At 51.8% G+C, this 14,214-nt stretch carries 17 protein-coding genes and 1 tRNA gene; 11 read left to right on the top strand and 7 right to left on the bottom strand.

Features of this window, described 5'->3' with window-relative positions:
* Window positions 1-4 precede the first annotated feature (4 nt).
* The 6 genes from L3N51_RS05200 (at window position 5) to L3N51_RS05175 (ending at window position 4,030) form a co-directional block, all read left to right on the top strand.
* The gene (locus L3N51_RS05200) at window positions 5-769 is read left to right on the top strand and encodes an ATP/GTP-binding protein (RefSeq protein ID WP_238025912.1); all 765 of its coding nucleotides are present in this window, start codon (window positions 5-7) and stop codon (window positions 767-769) included.
* A 44-nt stretch (window positions 770-813) separates the two neighbouring features.
* The gene (locus L3N51_RS05195) at window positions 814-1,548 is read left to right on the top strand and encodes a DNA polymerase sliding clamp (RefSeq protein WP_238025911.1); all 735 of its coding nucleotides are present in this window, start codon (window positions 814-816) and stop codon (window positions 1,546-1,548) included.
* Window positions 1,517-2,479 (top strand): DNA primase small subunit PriS, encoded by a 963-nt coding sequence (gene priS / locus L3N51_RS05190; protein ID WP_238025910.1) that lies wholly within the window; start codon window positions 1,517-1,519, stop codon window positions 2,477-2,479. The genes L3N51_RS05195 and priS overlap by 32 nt, the downstream gene beginning before the upstream one ends.
* A gap of 16 nt (window positions 2,480-2,495) precedes the next feature.
* Entirely contained in the window at window positions 2,496-2,918 is a 423-nt protein-coding gene (locus tag L3N51_RS05185; RefSeq protein WP_238025909.1) for a hypothetical protein, read from the top strand.
* A 244-nt stretch (window positions 2,919-3,162) separates the two neighbouring features.
* On the top strand, window positions 3,163-3,726 hold the full coding sequence (locus L3N51_RS05180; RefSeq protein WP_238025907.1) for a hypothetical protein: 564 nt from the start codon (window positions 3,163-3,165) through the stop codon (window positions 3,724-3,726).
* Window positions 3,692-4,030, top strand: a complete 339-nt coding sequence (locus tag L3N51_RS05175; RefSeq protein WP_238025905.1) for a HEPN domain-containing protein — start codon at window positions 3,692-3,694, stop codon at window positions 4,028-4,030. Before L3N51_RS05180 ends, L3N51_RS05175 begins: the two co-directional genes overlap by 35 nt.
* Window positions 4,031-4,037: 7 nt before the next feature.
* On the opposite strand, the gene L3N51_RS05170 is transcribed toward L3N51_RS05175, so the two are convergent.
* Window positions 4,038-4,125 (bottom strand) — tRNA-Ile (locus tag L3N51_RS05170).
* A gap of 300 nt (window positions 4,126-4,425) precedes the next feature.
* Here L3N51_RS05170 and L3N51_RS05165 point away from each other — a divergent pair.
* From L3N51_RS05165 to L3N51_RS05145, 5 genes are all read left to right on the top strand, one after another.
* Complete coding sequence (locus tag L3N51_RS05165; RefSeq protein ID WP_238025903.1) at window positions 4,426-6,795, top strand: protein kinase domain-containing protein; 2,370 nt, start codon at window positions 4,426-4,428, stop codon at window positions 6,793-6,795.
* Between the two features lie 173 nt (window positions 6,796-6,968).
* Window positions 6,969-7,469 carry a hypothetical protein gene (locus L3N51_RS05160; protein WP_238025901.1) on the top strand — a complete coding sequence of 167 codons (501 nt, stop codon included), beginning with the start codon at window positions 6,969-6,971 and terminating at the stop codon, window positions 7,467-7,469.
* A 54-nt stretch (window positions 7,470-7,523) separates the two neighbouring features.
* Window positions 7,524-8,417, top strand: a complete 894-nt coding sequence (locus L3N51_RS05155; protein ID WP_238025900.1) for an ornithine cyclodeaminase family protein — start codon at window positions 7,524-7,526, stop codon at window positions 8,415-8,417.
* 907 nt (window positions 8,418-9,324) lie between these two features.
* Window positions 9,325-9,795 carry a nucleotidyltransferase domain-containing protein gene (locus L3N51_RS05150; RefSeq protein ID WP_238025899.1) on the top strand — a complete coding sequence of 157 codons (471 nt, stop codon included), beginning with the start codon at window positions 9,325-9,327 and terminating at the stop codon, window positions 9,793-9,795.
* Window positions 9,788-10,222, top strand: a complete 435-nt coding sequence (locus L3N51_RS05145) for a HEPN domain-containing protein (RefSeq protein WP_238025898.1) — start codon at window positions 9,788-9,790, stop codon at window positions 10,220-10,222. The genes L3N51_RS05150 and L3N51_RS05145 overlap by 8 nt, the downstream gene beginning before the upstream one ends.
* An 84-nt stretch (window positions 10,223-10,306) precedes the next feature.
* On the opposite strand, the gene L3N51_RS05140 is transcribed toward L3N51_RS05145, so the two are convergent.
* The 6 genes from L3N51_RS05140 to L3N51_RS05115 all read right to left on the bottom strand — a co-directional run.
* Entirely contained in the window at window positions 10,307-11,389 is a 1,083-nt protein-coding gene (locus tag L3N51_RS05140; RefSeq protein ID WP_238025896.1) for an AAA family ATPase, read from the bottom strand.
* Window positions 11,390-11,855: 466 nt separating this feature from the next.
* Window positions 11,856-12,017: an RNA-protein complex protein Nop10 gene (locus tag L3N51_RS05135; protein WP_238025894.1), complete on the bottom strand. Its 162-nt coding sequence runs from the start codon at window positions 12,015-12,017 to the stop codon at window positions 11,856-11,858.
* Window positions 12,014-12,784: a translation initiation factor IF-2 subunit alpha gene (locus tag L3N51_RS05130; protein WP_238025892.1), complete on the bottom strand. Its 771-nt coding sequence runs from the start codon at window positions 12,782-12,784 to the stop codon at window positions 12,014-12,016. The genes L3N51_RS05135 and L3N51_RS05130 overlap by 4 nt, the downstream gene beginning before the upstream one ends.
* A gap of 1 nt (window position 12,785) precedes the next feature.
* Window positions 12,786-12,983, bottom strand: coding sequence for a 30S ribosomal protein S27e (locus L3N51_RS05125; RefSeq protein ID WP_238025891.1), 198 nt, complete (start codon window positions 12,981-12,983; stop codon window positions 12,786-12,788).
* Window positions 12,980-13,267: a 50S ribosomal protein L44e gene (locus L3N51_RS05120; protein ID WP_238025890.1), complete on the bottom strand. Its 288-nt coding sequence runs from the start codon at window positions 13,265-13,267 to the stop codon at window positions 12,980-12,982. The genes L3N51_RS05125 and L3N51_RS05120 overlap by 4 nt, the downstream gene beginning before the upstream one ends.
* Before the next feature lie 269 nt (window positions 13,268-13,536).
* The coding region (locus L3N51_RS05115) for a DUF3782 domain-containing protein (protein ID WP_238025889.1) at window positions 13,537-14,214 on the bottom strand (678 nt) is incomplete at its 5' end.

Below are 14,214 nucleotides of genomic sequence, written 5' to 3'. Positions count from 1 at the left end.
GCCCATGTATTACGTGTTCTTCACAGGAACTGCTGGCTCAGGAAAGACGACCATTGTGAAGGAATTCCAAGAATACCTCTTGGACCAGGAGATGGACGTCGCAGTGGTCAACATGGATCCAGCTGTGGAGAGATTGCCCTACACTCCTGATTTTGACGTGAGGGAGTACGTGGACGCGATGGAGGTAATGGAGAGATATGGGCTGGGTCCCAATTCCTCTCTCATAGTCTCCATTGATCTCCTCCTCACTAAGGCGACCGAGATTAAGAGCGATATGGGCAACATAGAGGCCAACTACGTCCTCGTGGATACTCCAGGTCAGGTTGAGCTCTTTGCGTACAGGGATACCGGGAGAACGTTCTCCTCCCTTCTGGTGGGGGATAACAAGAGCGTGAACGTATTCCTCCTAGATTCCTTTCTGGCCAGAGACGCCAGAAGTTACGTGTCTCTTCTCCTCCTTTCCAGCTCGGTTAGGTTCAGGCTGGGAATTCCGCAGCTGAATGTCCTCTCCAAGATCGACCTGATCTCCAAACAGGAACTGAGCAACCTGATGGAGTGGGGTCAGGGCGAGGGTATCTTGGATAGCCTGGGAGTTATAGATGACTACTCCTTTGAACTGGTCAGAACCCTCGTGGAGAGCCTTGAGGTACCCCCTATACCTGTGTCCGCTCCCAGCAGGCAGGGATTTGACGAGCTGTATGCTGAATTGCAGAGGGTTCTGGCAGGGGGAGAGGATTACGCCACGGAGGAGAACAACAGCAGGCTGTGATAGGGACCTCTTCTTTTTTAACCTGAATCCTAAATGATTCATCCATGAAATTCAAGGTTATTGACGCTAATTCCATCGCAACCATCTTCAGGACCATAGGCGAGTTCATGCCTGAGATCGCGTTAATTGGAACCAAGGAAGGGGTTAGGCTCAGCGGTGTAGATCCAGCTAGGGTAGCGCTCATAGACATCTTCGTGCCCCAGGCCTACTTCCACGAGTTCGAGAGCGGAGAGAAGGAGATCGTCACTGTGAAGCTAGAGGAGATAATTTCCTCTCTCAAGAACGTTAAGAAGAACGATAGCCTCACCTTCCAGTCAAGCGAGGATAAGCTCATGATAACCTTAGATGGGGACTTTGAGAGGACCTTCTATCTCCCAATTCTCACGGGTGAGGAGCCGAACCTGCCAACAATCAAGCTGGAGTTCTCGTTCAAGGCCAAGATGCTCACCTCAACCTTCGCCAATGTAATGCAAATACTGGGAGACCTGGGGGATGCCCTGACCCTGTCGGCGGAGGGAGGAAAGCTGGTGATCTCGGTTGAGGGAGACGTGGGAAGTTCCAGGGTGGAACTGTCGGAGGAGACCGGAACCCTGCTTGAGGCAACGGGGGCAGATGCGAAGGGAACTTACGGGGTGGATTACCTGGTTAAGACCGCAAAGATGAGGAACTCCTCCGACATAGTGGAGCTCATGTTCGGTTCCCAGTTGCCCATAAAGTTGAGGTTCGAGTTACCTCAGGAGGGTTACGGTGACTTCTATATTGCCCCTAGGGCAGAATAGGATAGTCAAGTCCCTGATAAGGGGATACTACGAGAGGGCCGAGTTGTACCTCCCCTTCGATATGGAGTTGAGGGAATTCGCCTTTCAACCCCTCTCGGGGGGCAGTTACGTCAGGCATCTCTCCTTCGGGACGGCTCAGGAACTGAGGGAAATGCTATTGAGGGAGGTTCCAGGTCACGTGTTTTACTCCTCCGCCAAGTACCAGAGACCCTCAGCCAGGGATATGGAGGAGAAGGGATGGATGGGATCGGATCTCCAGTTTGATCTGGACGCTGATCACCTGTGCGAGCCCAGAAGGATGACCTTCTGCCCCGTGTGCGGGAGGGAGGTCATGGGCGAGAGGTGTCCCGATCACGATGTGGAGGCTAGGGAGTACATGGAGATCTCGGTGGAGTGCCTTAAGAGGACGTGGGATCAGGCCGTGCTCCTTTCCAGGATATTGAAGGAGGATTTTGATATGAAACCCAGGATCTTCTTCTCAGGGAACAGGGGGTTTCACGTACTGGTGGAGTGCAGTGGGGATTGCGCGCTCATGGATTCGGAGGACAGGAAGGAGATCGTAAGATATGTGATGAGAGACCAGGTTCCCTTCAGGGGGGTTGAGGGAGACCCCGGATGGGCAGGAAGGCAGGAGGGCGGGGTTGAGGTGGATGAACAGGTCACGGTGGACGTTCACAGGCTGGTGAGGATTCCCGGCTCAATTCACGGGAAGAGTTCCCTCATGGTCAAGGAGATGAATGAGTTCCTTTACGATATATCCCTTTCTCCCTTCTCAGGGAAGGCCGTGTTGCTTCCCTTCATTACGGGGGACTTCCTCCTCGTTGACAGGCAATTTCATCTGAATAAGGGAGAGCCCATATCCATGGAGGCCGGATATGCGGTTTTCGCCTATCTCAAGGGCCTGGGTGAGGTGACCTATTACGTTAGATGAGTTTCTGTCAAAGGAGTTGAAGGGGGAGGATCCGCAGAGTATACCGGGAACTGACGTGGAGCAGATAATCTCCACCTTCAAGAGGTTGAGATATAAGTACAGGGACAAGATACATGAGGCCGAGCTGAAGATCTATTCCGAGATAGCGGAGTCCCTGTTCGAGATGAGGCTCATCAAGGTGGTTGAAAACAGGGAGATTAGGGACAGCTTCGACTCATGGCAAAATGAGGTGGTGGATAAAATGAGGAGTTTCTACGTTAACTATCTCACCGGTGCGTATGTAAACAGAGATGGCAAGGTTCTGTGTGAGGTGAAGAGTGGCATGAAGATGGATGGGATTGAACTGAGGCAGGGAGATTACGTGATACTGAGTCTAAAAAAGGCCTTTTCCCTCTGGCTCGCCGGTTACGTTGAACCGTGTAAGGTGGAAAGAAAATAGAATGGACTGCTTTCGTCTGTGTGATTTCTTGGAAGCTGGGCTCAGCGGTGGTTCTATCTACCATGACATGAGGCTAATCATGGAATCATCACCGAACGGTTACCTCGAATAGGAAAAGTCTCGTACACCGATATACTTTCGTGTTAATTTTCCTCTCCTTGATATGTCCTTTCAAAGTATGAGGAAAGCCTGAAAGGGATAGATCTACCTCTTGTTTTTTATCCCTTTGTTCCATTATTAATCAGTGTACAGGCTTCTCAATAACGAGTGGAATCTGGCCCTTCACGAGTTCTCAACCCTGCTAATAGAATCGCTTGGACCTAACCTTGTCATGATCTTAGGACTGGATGAGGATTCTTGGATTAGGGACAGCAACGTGCTGGTCGTGGTGAAGAAAATCGATGAACAGGTGAGGAGACTCGTGGCCAGGTCTGCTCTCCTAGTCAACGATAGATACAACTGCACAATTAGTTACTACCTCACAGAGGAGAAGGATACGGAGACCATAAACCTGTTCAAGAACAGGGAGGAGATCGCGATCAGTGATTGCCAAGAGGCCTTCAGGGAATTCAGCAAAAGAGTCAAGGACAACACGACAAGGCTCATTTTCCTGGGAAACAGATACCATCGGGACAGCAACGTGCTGGTTGTGGTGAAGAAAATCGACGAACAGGTGAGGAGACTCGTGGCCAGGTCTGCTCTCCTAGTCAACGATAGATACAACTGCACAATTAGTTACTACCTCGTTGAGGAAGGGGAGGAGGACTTAATTCATGAATTCGAAGAAATCGGAAGTACTGCTAAATGAAGCTAGAAAGGATATTCAAATACAAAACCTGAACAAGGCGGTATCAGCGCTGTACTTCTCTGTGAGGAGGGAACTGGAGTCCATCCTTGAGAAAATGAAGGTTGAGGTTCCACGCTGTGATGACAAACTCGCAAATGTACTGAAGCATATGGGATTCAGTTCTGAGGCTGAGGATTTCCTGCACCTTTACACGCTCAGGGAGAAAGCGGATTACGACGATAGGTCTGTGACGGAAGAAGCCAGGGAAGCTATCCTGATAGCAACGAGCCTCCTTGATACTTTAAGGAAAATGTACAAACCCTAGAAGAAAGTGGGCCCGGAGGGATTTGAACCCTCGACCTCCCGGTCTCTGACAGAAGTTATCAGCCGGGCGCTCTAACCTGGCTAAGCTACGGGCCCTCTATCCTTGTTGTCTTAAAATCGACCCCACGTTCATTTAAAGCTTTTGTTCCCCAGTTATCTTAACCCAGTTATCCACCATTCAGCAGGCCTCGTCGAATTTTGTAGATGATCCTGAACTCTCATCCTAGTATTCCTTTGGTATCAAACAGTAAACTAGGCACAGTACTCTCAAGCTCCTGTCATGAAATGGCCAGGATTTTGATACCTATCACGAGTTTCAGCTGTCTACATGAGAGACGCGTCACGTATGGTTATACTCTCAACCTTTATTACCTCTGAAAATTCTAGATTCCAAGGATGAAATTTAGTTATGGCTTGCTGGCAAAATGGTCATCCGCCTTAAAGATTGCTGGGTCCTTGGAGGCATTGGCCATTGCCTTTCTCTATTTTTATAGAGGCGCAGGAGTGAATCTGAATGGGATAACCCCGCTTTTGACGGCTGGGTTACCCTTGTTATTTATCCTCTTCATCTCTCTGGCATCTGTTCTCAAACACAGCATGAAGGCGTACGGCCTAGCCACCTCGCTCTGGCTCGGGTTGACCCTGATAGCGCTTAACCTTGAGAAACAGGGCGGAGAGCTGGGAACGGTTACGGGGTACGCACTCTCTTTCCTTACCGCACTTATCCTCCTCATCGCGTCAATAGTTCTCTTCACACACAGGGGTAGATGGAAGACCTTCGTTTTCTCCTTCCTCCTTTACATAATCGTCGTATTACCCCTGATCTCCTATCTCTTCCTGGGAAATCAGTTCATTTCCCTCCTGGTCTCGTTGAGTGGAGGAAACCTCTCAGTAATACCGGACACCCTTATCTCTGAACTTCACTCCAGTACAGGATTGATCTCCGTGTTCCTCTCCTCCATGGGCCTTGCAGGGCTCCTCATGCTGAGCTACTCCCCGGACACAAAGCCCTATCAGGCCCTGAGGTCAGTGGGATTAACATATCCCTCAATCCCTGTGCTGGGTTCCCTATGGCTCTTGGCCTTCAGTTACACCCTGGGAGGAGGTTTCTCTACCTCGCTCTTGGTACTGGCCGGGGCATCGCTGGTTCTCATCCCCATCAGTCTCTTTCCCAGATTCAGGGTTAATCCAGTTCCCCTGGGTCTCTTCACCTCCACCGCCTCTCTGGCCCTCGGGGCACTCCTTTTCTTGCTCTCCCCAGGTTATGCGCTCCTTTCCCTCCTCTTGACAGGGGCTGGAGGATCAGTTATACCCAGGGGATTGACCGACCCTGATAAGGTTAAGGCCAGGCTTGTGGAGTCAGTGAAGCTCAAGAGATATAGTACCGCCAAGAGGTACGTGAGCTTCCTCAACTCCCTGGGAATCTCTCCCAGTTCCCTGGCCTGTCAGTTCTCAAGGGATAAGAACTGCACTGTTCTCCTCTGGTTAATTTCCAACTACAACGTCGACTACGGTTCCTGCCAGGATCTGAAGGGTTTCGTTCAGTGCATCCTCTCCTCTGGAAATCTTCCAAACAACGTGGATCCGCTCCTTCTGACCCTGGAGAAGAGGGACAGGGAGAACGCCGAGAAGCTGGCAGGTCTCGTCCTGGCCAAGGGGACCAGCGAGAAAACCAGGGAAACGGCCAGGAGAATAATATCCCCTGCAACCGCCCCTCCCCAGCAGGAGAAATTGAACTTACCCCCTCTAAGTCAGTGGGATCCCTCAGTGTGGGTCAACAGGGAAATTTACGGTTATCAGGTGAAGAAGGTTGTGGGCAAGGGCGGTACGGCCTACGTGCTTCTGGCTGAGAGAGGGGGTCAGTCCTACGCCATAAAGATTCCCTTCATTTCTCCTGCCTCCCTGGGAGAGAGGACCAGGCTGAGCAAGACCACCTTCGCTGATATGGCTGGGGAATCCTCAAAACTGCAGGAGATCTCCACCAAGACCGAGGATATGGTAACCCTGTACGGTATTTTTGTGGACAGGACAGCGATAACTGAGATCCTTTCCGGTAAGGTTGAGGTTTACCTCAAGTCTCCCCCGGCCATGGTGATGGAGTTCATGGGAGGCGGAGACGTGGATTCGCTCCTGAAGGAGCAGGCAGTGTTCTACTCCGAGAAGTGGGAAAGGATTGTGACCTTCATCCTCATGAGGGTAGCCAGGGCACTAAACGTGGTCCACAGCGAAGGATATGTCCACCTGGACGTGAAGACAAAGAACATCTTCTTCTCCTCTCCGCCCGGAAGGAGCGGTGATGAGGTGATGGGAAACCTGATAACGGGAAGGGTGAAGGCGAAGCTCGGTGACCTGGGCGCGTCCAAGAAGATCGGTGCTGTTCTGGACCAGTACACAGCTGAGTACTGTCCAGTGGATCAGGTACAGGCCCTCCTTTTGAGGAGTGGGGCAAACCCCAAGATGGACATTTACGCCCTTGGCGCCACAGGGTACAAGATGCTCACCGGGCAAATCCTTAACCCTCCTGAGGTGGTGAAGCTCATGGATGGAGCAGTGGATGAATACCTGAACAGGGGTAACTTCAGTTCCATGCTGGATCAGGCATCCAGGGAGTACCAGAGATTTTACGCTAGCTTGAGTCTGTCGGGAGTGGACCCGGAACTGGCCAACGTGATAAAGGCCATGATTAATCCGGATCCCGGCAGGAGACCGACTGCGGGACAGGTTGCAACTACTCTGGAAAGGATATTCAACAGGATGAACAGGTGAGGGCCCTGATGCGTGCGCCTGCGAGCTTGGTTATGCATTCAAGTTGAAGGCACTGACGCACCACTTTTTTCATGATACCTTGCTGAAAGCCCTCGTTGGATAAGTATTCATGTTCCCTGATATGCACGTGTCATCCTGAAAAACGTTTAATACACCCCTTCTATTGAACCCCTATGAAGAGGTTGCTGATTCCAGTCGGTGTTGCCTTGGTGATAGTAGTAGCGTTGCTCGTCCTCTTCCTTCACCAGAGCTCGCCACCTCTTCCACTCAATCAAACCTTCATAAACTCCACCTTCGGTCCAGGTGAGATACTTCCCACCAGCGGAACCTTCAAACTGGTTAATGGAAACGTTATCATTCACCAGCAATCCGGGAACACCCTCAACACTACCCTGGCCCTCCTTGGGATAGGCATTTATCTCCCCTCTCAGGTCAAGTCAGGGCTTGTGGAGTACGTAAACGGTACAGGATATCACCTCTACGTGGTGGTGCTCCAGTTACAGAACGTGGTGAGCTCCAATTACACGCAAACAATTAACGGGAACAAGACCACAATTATCATAGTGCACAGGGGATATGCCGAGGCCGACCTGTTCTACTTCGGGGGAAATCTCACCCCAGCTCAGGATAAGGCCCTGATCTCCGTCCTTTCCAGATACCTTGAGAACCTCTAACGAGGAGAAAGCTCCATCAATTTCCTTTTTAACTTCCCTGATCTATCGAGATCCATGAAAGTTCTCACTGATCAGGATCTCCTGAACCTTCTACCCCCCGAGAAGGCGGTCTCTGCAATGAAGGAGGCATTCTCCCTTCTATGGAGGGGAGAGGTGATCTCTCCGCAGAGGACAGTGGTCACACAGAACGGGGACTGGTGGGGGGTGATGCCCTGCAGAACCAAGTACCTCTTCACCGTGAAGGTGGTTGCAGTGATACCAGGTAACAGGGAGAGGGGCCTTCCATCTGTGAACGGTGCAGTTTTGGCCCTTTCCCCAGACACGGCAGAACCCCTCGCCGTCCTGCCGGGCGCAATGCTGACCGCACTGAGGACCTCCGCCACCTCAGTCCTGTCCACGGAAATTGCCGTGGGAAGGAAGGTGGGCGTTCTGGGGGTGATAGGTGCAGGTCAGGAGGCCGAGTTTCACATAAGGATGGCTCAGGGCTACCTCTCCCCCTCAAGGGTTCTCGTGACTGCCAGGAAGAGTCACGTGGAGCTTGCCAGGAGGACAGGGGCGGAGGCGGTGGAGTTGGATACCCTCCTCAGGGAGGCAGATGTGATCTTCGCAACCACTTCCTCCACCTCTCCCGTGGTGAAGGGCAGTCTCCTGAAGGATGGGTTTCACGTGGCCAGCATAGGGGCTCACACTCCCGATGCAAGGGAACTTGATGACGACGCGATCAGGAGGGCTAGGACATACATTGTTGACTCCCTTGAGGCGGTTTCCAGGGAGAGCGGGGATTACATTCAGCCAGCCAGGAGTGGTGCACTGGGTGCAAAGGTGCTGGAGCTTGGGGAGATACTGGTTAAGGGAATCAGGGTGGAAAGGCCATCCATCTTTAAGAGCGTTGGGGTGGCAGTACAGGACAACCTGGCCACCTATTACGCAATTAAGGAACTCGTGTGATGTCGCACTCAGGCTATCCGGAGAGCACATGAAGCTCAAGGAGCGTGACAGACTGGGACAAGAAGCAGACATTGAGAGAGACCTACCCCTGATCCATCCATGGACGATCCCGGTAGGACTTCATTCAATTTAACACTTGTTTAAGGACTGCACTATCCCCATAATGTCTCATCATGCAAAGATTTATCTCTTTGGGGGGTTAAGGAGGTGGAAGACTCCATCCGTGAGGTAGGAGTGAATAGCCCAAAGATGATGATAATATATGTAAAATCCACTATGGCCTGCTAAACACCATCGTGCGGTAATAGCCGTGGGATGGCCACCTAGGGATGGAACAGCCCGAAGTCAAGCTTGCGGAGACCGATGTCTCCTTAACCCTCCTGCTACACGGGGTGTCAAGGATGGGTTCCATTCTGCTTAACCTCCGCTGTGGGTGAGAGGGAATCGAGCATGGTCAATGAACCAAGAAGCCCCATCCGTAAGGGTGGGGCAGTTCACGGCAAACTCTCTCAAAAGTGATTATGCATCCAGGAATTACGTGAGTGACGATCTCGCAAGAAGTTGGTCAAGATCTTTGGCACAGACTTCACCTTTGGGCGGAGATATCCAAGAGTAGTCCTCCGGGCGTTCCTCTACGTCACATGATGAAAGGATTTAAATCTCTATTGTGGAAAACTTTCAAACAATGGTTCCGTGATGGTGGTTGAAACGAGGATGATGTAAACATTTGAAGAAAATGTAAAGGAGCCTTGTCTAGGTAACGCCAGCACGAGAAAGTTCATGGGAGAGTGGTCTAGAACGCGAAATGAGAGCAACCCTCTCGCCACACATCCCTAGCACTTAGCCCTGTCAGAACGTGACGCTCAACGCTGAAAACGTATTTAATCCCGTGAGTTCATTTAATTTCATGAATTGGAATTCAATAGTTGACGCCTTCAAGAAGGTTTACGGTGATAAGCTGGTATCCGTGGTGCTGTTCGGCTCCTACGCCAGGGGAGAGCAGAGGAGGGAGAGCGACATCGATCTCCTGGTGGTCTTGGACACGATAGAGGACAGGTACGCTGTGGTCACCAGGATCGTGGAGGTTGACAGGATCCTGGAGGACACCCTATACAGGGAGTTAAGGGAGAGGGGATATGAGGGAGTGGTGATGCCCATCTATCTAGACTTGAAGTCCGCCACAAGGTTCAGGGCCCTCTACATAGACGTAGCATTCGATGCCCTGATACTTTACGACAGGGGAGACGTCATGAAGCAGGTATTTGAGAGGGTGAGGAAGAGGCTGGAGGAACTGGGAGCGGAGAGGGTGAAGGAAGGGAGAAGGCACTACGTCATCTTCAGGAAGGTTAAGCCGGGGGAGGTCTACACCCTTGAATAGTGCGGACCTCGCTGAGGGGTACCTGAGAGAGGCTAGGCTCAGATTGAAGTACGCCGAACTCGCACTTGAGGAGGACAGAGACTACGCGTTCTGTGTGAGAACGTCACAGGAAGCGGTGGAGCTTAGCGTGAAGTCAATGCTGAGGCTGTTGGGGATGGAGGTTCCAAAGATGCACGAACCTGCCAGGGAGTTGCTCAGGAATAAAGACAGACTCCCCTCATGGCTACAGAAAGAGGTGGAGAACATCTCCTTTATTTCCAGGTGGTTAAGTCTGGAGAGGTCCCCCTCCTTTTACGGTGACGAGGAGGAGGGAATTCCACCCGATGAGCTATACGACGAGAGCTATTGCAGGAAAGCGCTGGAATCTGCTAGGTATGTATACGAAATTGCCCAAAGGGTTTTCCAGGAGCATAAGAAAAGCTCATGAGGCTGAAGCCTGGACGGTTACTGACACAACTGCTCTCCGAACTTTTACCCTCCTTCTCTACCCCCACGTTCACGCTGTCCCCATTTAGCCTGAGAAGGTGATTCCCACTAACGGCTCAGCCGGACAATATCTCCCGTTCTCCTTCACTATCCACGATGCCCTCATTAACTGCCTCAAGAAGTTGGAAATTTCCGAATCGCTTATCTCCACGCCCTCCCTGGCCTCCAAGGCGTTCTTCACCTCGCTCCACGACGCACATCTGGATATAACCCTCATCACCGTAAGGTATCTCTCCCTTGCCAGGCTCTTATCCCTTAGAAAGTTCTCAAACTCCTGCCTTATCAGCCTTTTCGCAGTTTCGAGAGCTCTCTGCAACGACGCGTTCAGATCCCTCTCCTGCATGTAATAGTAACCGAAGTAGGTTAGCCACCCCGGTATTCCTCCGATTCTCTCATAAACCATCTCATGTTTATCAAAGGGGACAGAGTGCTCCTGAAATCCCCTCCTCAGGAACCCTATTGCCTCCTCCCTGGAGAAGGGGCTTAACTTCACCTCAAGGAAGGCCCTACCGTAAAGAGGGCCACTTGGATCTTCAACTCTCAGGTAGTCATAAAGTAGCCCCATCTCGGAGCCTCCCAGGATGAACCTCACGTTCCTCAGGTTATCGTATGAATAGGCAAGGGAGGGCAAAAGGTTAGCTCCTCTCAGCCTCCTGAGTTCCTGGGCCTCATCCATGGCAAGGATAACCCTCGTATCACGTTCCTCGGCCCATCCCTCTAGCCCCTCCAGAAGGGAGGAGAGGGAGAGCCTCTCGTCCTTGCCCCACTTGAACCTCACCTCGTTTCCCAGAATTGAAACCCCCTGTACATGTTTGAGGAAATTTAGCAGGGAGTTATCAGCTCTGGTCAGCCTGTTGACCTCCCTCTGCACTTCCTGGAGGAAGTCCCTGTAGGAGATGTAGACCTTGCGGTCAAATCTTCTAAGATCCAGGTATATGCTTGGGAACGATAATTCCTTGAGGGCTATCCTTATTAGCGAGGATTTCCCAGTCCTTCTCAAACCAAGGGTCAGGGCTATGGGCGAAGAGAGTGCTTTCAGTTTCTCCAGCTCACTCTCCCTGTCAAAGAGGTCCCTCCTATCCTCCTTTGGTGCTGGATCGAATAGCACTTCTACCCCCCGAAGTAACTTCTACCCCCAGAAGTAAAAGAGCTTCGCAGTTGAGGTATAGCACCTGTCGCGTGTGATGAGTGCTTAGAGAATCTTGTGGTGAAGGTCCAGGATATCTCAAGTTCATAGAGTTGTCAAACTTGTGTAAACTGGTCTAATGACGTGGTAACTTCCAACCGAATTCCCTAGACCTTAAGATACGTGACATGATGACAGAACTCGAGTTTGGCTAACCCTGCGTAGTGGTCAATCCCTGATGTGGTGGGATTCTCCGGTGCATCAGTACCACCCAGTCTGATTGTTGGACAAAAATACTGACACGAAAGGGCTCGGTGCTGCAGTGTGTCATCACAGGTCTAGCCGCCCATCGCTCTTCATAGCCCAGAGAGGATATGGGGCCAAGTTTAAAAGAAGTGAAGGGAGGAGAGCTCCTTAACTTCACAGGTGTTCCATCCTAGGTGAACTCCTAGCAGACCTTCCCCCTTCTCGCCAGGATCCTGTACTTAACCATCCTGTCCACGGGAGAAAACCTTGGGGGATGGGCCGGCTTAGTCTCTGCACCGCACGCGGGGCACTTTTCATGAAGGGTGTATGCTCCGTCCCTTGGGCACTTCCTGATTAACCTCACTTGGCAACCTCCGCGGTCACGCCCTCCTCCTTTGCCCTCTCCAGTATCCTCTGCACAACCTCCTCGAGCCTCTGCGCCACCGCCTTGGGGTCGCTACCAGAGACCTCCACCCTGTACCTCGGGGCTCCAATGGTGAATATCCTTATGTCCCCCTCATCCTCCAGGTCAAACACCTTCCTTATCTTCTCAACCCCGTCAGGGTCCAGGCTCTTCACCAGCACCACCTTGCTCTCCTTAACCTTCTTCTCCTCCCCGTGCTTGCTCGCCTCCTCAAGGATGGGTTTCACCCAGATCTCTGGAACTCCCGCGTCCAGGAGAACCTTCTCACCCTCCTTAGACGCCTTCTGAAGGGCCTCGTAAACGTCTCCGTACCTCTCCTCAAGCTTCCAGGCAACCTGTTCCCATGCCTCCCTCTCGCTCTTCTTGAGCTTCTGCGCCACAATCTCCAGGATCTTGTCAGTCTTCTGTATCCTCTTCCACTGGGCGTTCTTCTTCCTCCTGTCGTCGTCGTTGACCTTCTTGAGTGAAACGTCAACCGATCCCTTCTTGCGGTCAACCCTGATGACCTTGACGATAATCTTCCTCCCCTCCTTCACCACGTCCCTTATGTTCTTAACCCACCTTGTGCTGATCTCGCTCCAGGGAAGGAAGGCCTGAAGTCCACCGTACTCGTCCAGGGTGACGTAACTACCGTAATCAAAAACCTGCTTCACGGTGGCAATTAATATGTCCCCCTCGCGGGGTAGGGGATGCCTGTTGTAGATCATTTTAACCTAGCTGTCTTAGTACTTCCCCGACTATTTTTGCTTTCCCGCCCCTGGGGTACACGAGCTGGGTCCCGCAGGCGAGGCAACGCGCGGGGAAAGTGGAGTTGGAGTAGACCACCTGCTCGTTGTTGCAGTTGGTGCACTTCACGCGGACAAAGTGGGAGGCGGGCTCCGGTATAAGGATCCTGGTCTTCCTCATTTGATCACCTCAACCAGCTCAAGCTTCTTCACCCTCATTCCGGGCTTGGAGTAGGTGTAACCGCACTTCTGGCACTTAAACATGAGGGTCTGCTTCTTTGTGACCTTGGCGAACCTCTTGGGAACTGGCTTTCTGGTGCTCCCGTAACCCAAGTTCTTCCTGTTGTACCTCCTCTGTCCCTCCGCTAGCTCCCTCCTCTTTCCTCCCTTGTAAAGGGAAATGGAGTGGTCAGTGTGAGTCTTGCACTTGGGGCAATAGGCCTTGACCAGCTTAGGGAATTTCATAGGGGGAAGAAGAAGTTCAAGTTTAAAAGTCCATCTCAGCTGAGAGGACGGGGAACGCCTGGTAAGGTTCAGGTGATGAGAGGGCACACCGGTAGTTTTGATGATTCCTCATCTCCATAGTGCCGTCAAACTTGCAAAAATTTACGGCTTCGTGTCTTCGCATTGAACTCCTTGAACCTTAAAAACGTCAACATGACGACACTGTGCTCATCTTGCTCAGGTCGAGATTCAAAGTCATATCGGGAAGGTGGTAAAGGGGATCTTTAAATTCACGTCTTACCAGTAGAGCTCTCCCTCTTCCTCTCCTCAATGATACCCCCATAAATCATTCTGATACCCAGTTCCTCAGCCACCTTGACCGTATCCTCAGTCGTGTTAACCGCAAGGAACAGCTTCACGAAATTCTTGATCCCCAGCACATCTATCACAACGTCGCTCTTCCTGTCGAACCACTCCACGTCATCCTCTTCGGCAAAGGATTTCACCTCAACCAGATAGACCTTGTCGTCCTTGGCCAGAATATCTATCTCGTACTTGAGCCCCTTCTTGCCGTATTTCCCGGTACTGTCCTTGTAGGTGAACTTGTTCACGTAAGTGAAGTCCAACCCCTCCTGCTTCACAAAGTCGCTGAAGAATCCTCTGATGAGCTCCTCGTAATCCAGACCCCATCTCCTGCCGATGCTATCAAGAGTCCTGTTCATCCTCTCCATATCCCTCCTCATCTGCCTCATCTCCTCTGTGAGCTGGCCAACGGTCCGCGTTAACGTCCCAAGGACCTCTTCCATCTTCCTCTGCGCCTCAGCCAACTCCATCATCTTCTCCTCCAACTTGGACATCCTCTCCTCCGACTTCCTCTGCGCCTCCTCCGTTTTCCTCTGCGCCTCAGCCAACTCCATCATCTTCTCCTCCAACTTGGACATCCTCTCCTCCGACTTCCTCTGCGCCTC

The sequence above is a fragment of the Metallosphaera javensis (ex Hofmann et al. 2022) genome, from assembly GCF_022064045.1.
Taxonomy (GTDB): Archaea; Thermoproteota; Thermoprotei_A; order Sulfolobales; family Sulfolobaceae; genus Metallosphaera; species Metallosphaera javensis.
The sequence above is the reverse complement of the archived record's forward strand: the minus strand, read 5'-3'. Positions and strand labels throughout refer to the sequence as shown.

Bases quoted from the DNA above. Each gene is read 5' to 3' on its own strand.
- L3N51_RS05200 (WP_238025912.1), top strand. From the start codon at position 5: ATGTATTACGTGTTCTTCACAGGAACTGCTGGCTCAGGAAAGACGACC.
- L3N51_RS05150 (WP_238025899.1), top strand. From the start codon at position 9,325: ATGAATTGGAATTCAATAGTTGACGCCTTCAAGAAGGTTTACGGTGAT.
- L3N51_RS05165 (WP_238025903.1), top strand. From the start codon at position 4,426: ATGAAATTTAGTTATGGCTTGCTGGCAAAATGGTCATCCGCCTTAAAG.
- L3N51_RS05160 (WP_238025901.1), top strand. From the start codon at position 6,969: ATGAAGAGGTTGCTGATTCCAGTCGGTGTTGCCTTGGTGATAGTAGTA.
- L3N51_RS05175 (WP_238025905.1), top strand. From the start codon at position 3,692: ATGAATTCGAAGAAATCGGAAGTACTGCTAAATGAAGCTAGAAAGGAT.
- L3N51_RS05155 (WP_238025900.1), top strand. From the start codon at position 7,524: ATGAAAGTTCTCACTGATCAGGATCTCCTGAACCTTCTACCCCCCGAG.
- L3N51_RS05125 (WP_238025891.1), bottom strand. From the start codon at position 12,983: ATGAGGAAGACCAGGATCCTTATACCGGAGCCCGCCTCCCACTTTGTC.
- L3N51_RS05195 (WP_238025911.1), top strand. From the start codon at position 814: ATGAAATTCAAGGTTATTGACGCTAATTCCATCGCAACCATCTTCAGG.
- L3N51_RS05130 (WP_238025892.1), bottom strand. From the start codon at position 12,784: ATGATCTACAACAGGCATCCCCTACCCCGCGAGGGGGACATATTAATT.
- L3N51_RS05120 (WP_238025890.1), bottom strand. From the start codon at position 13,267: ATGAAATTCCCTAAGCTGGTCAAGGCCTATTGCCCCAAGTGCAAGACT.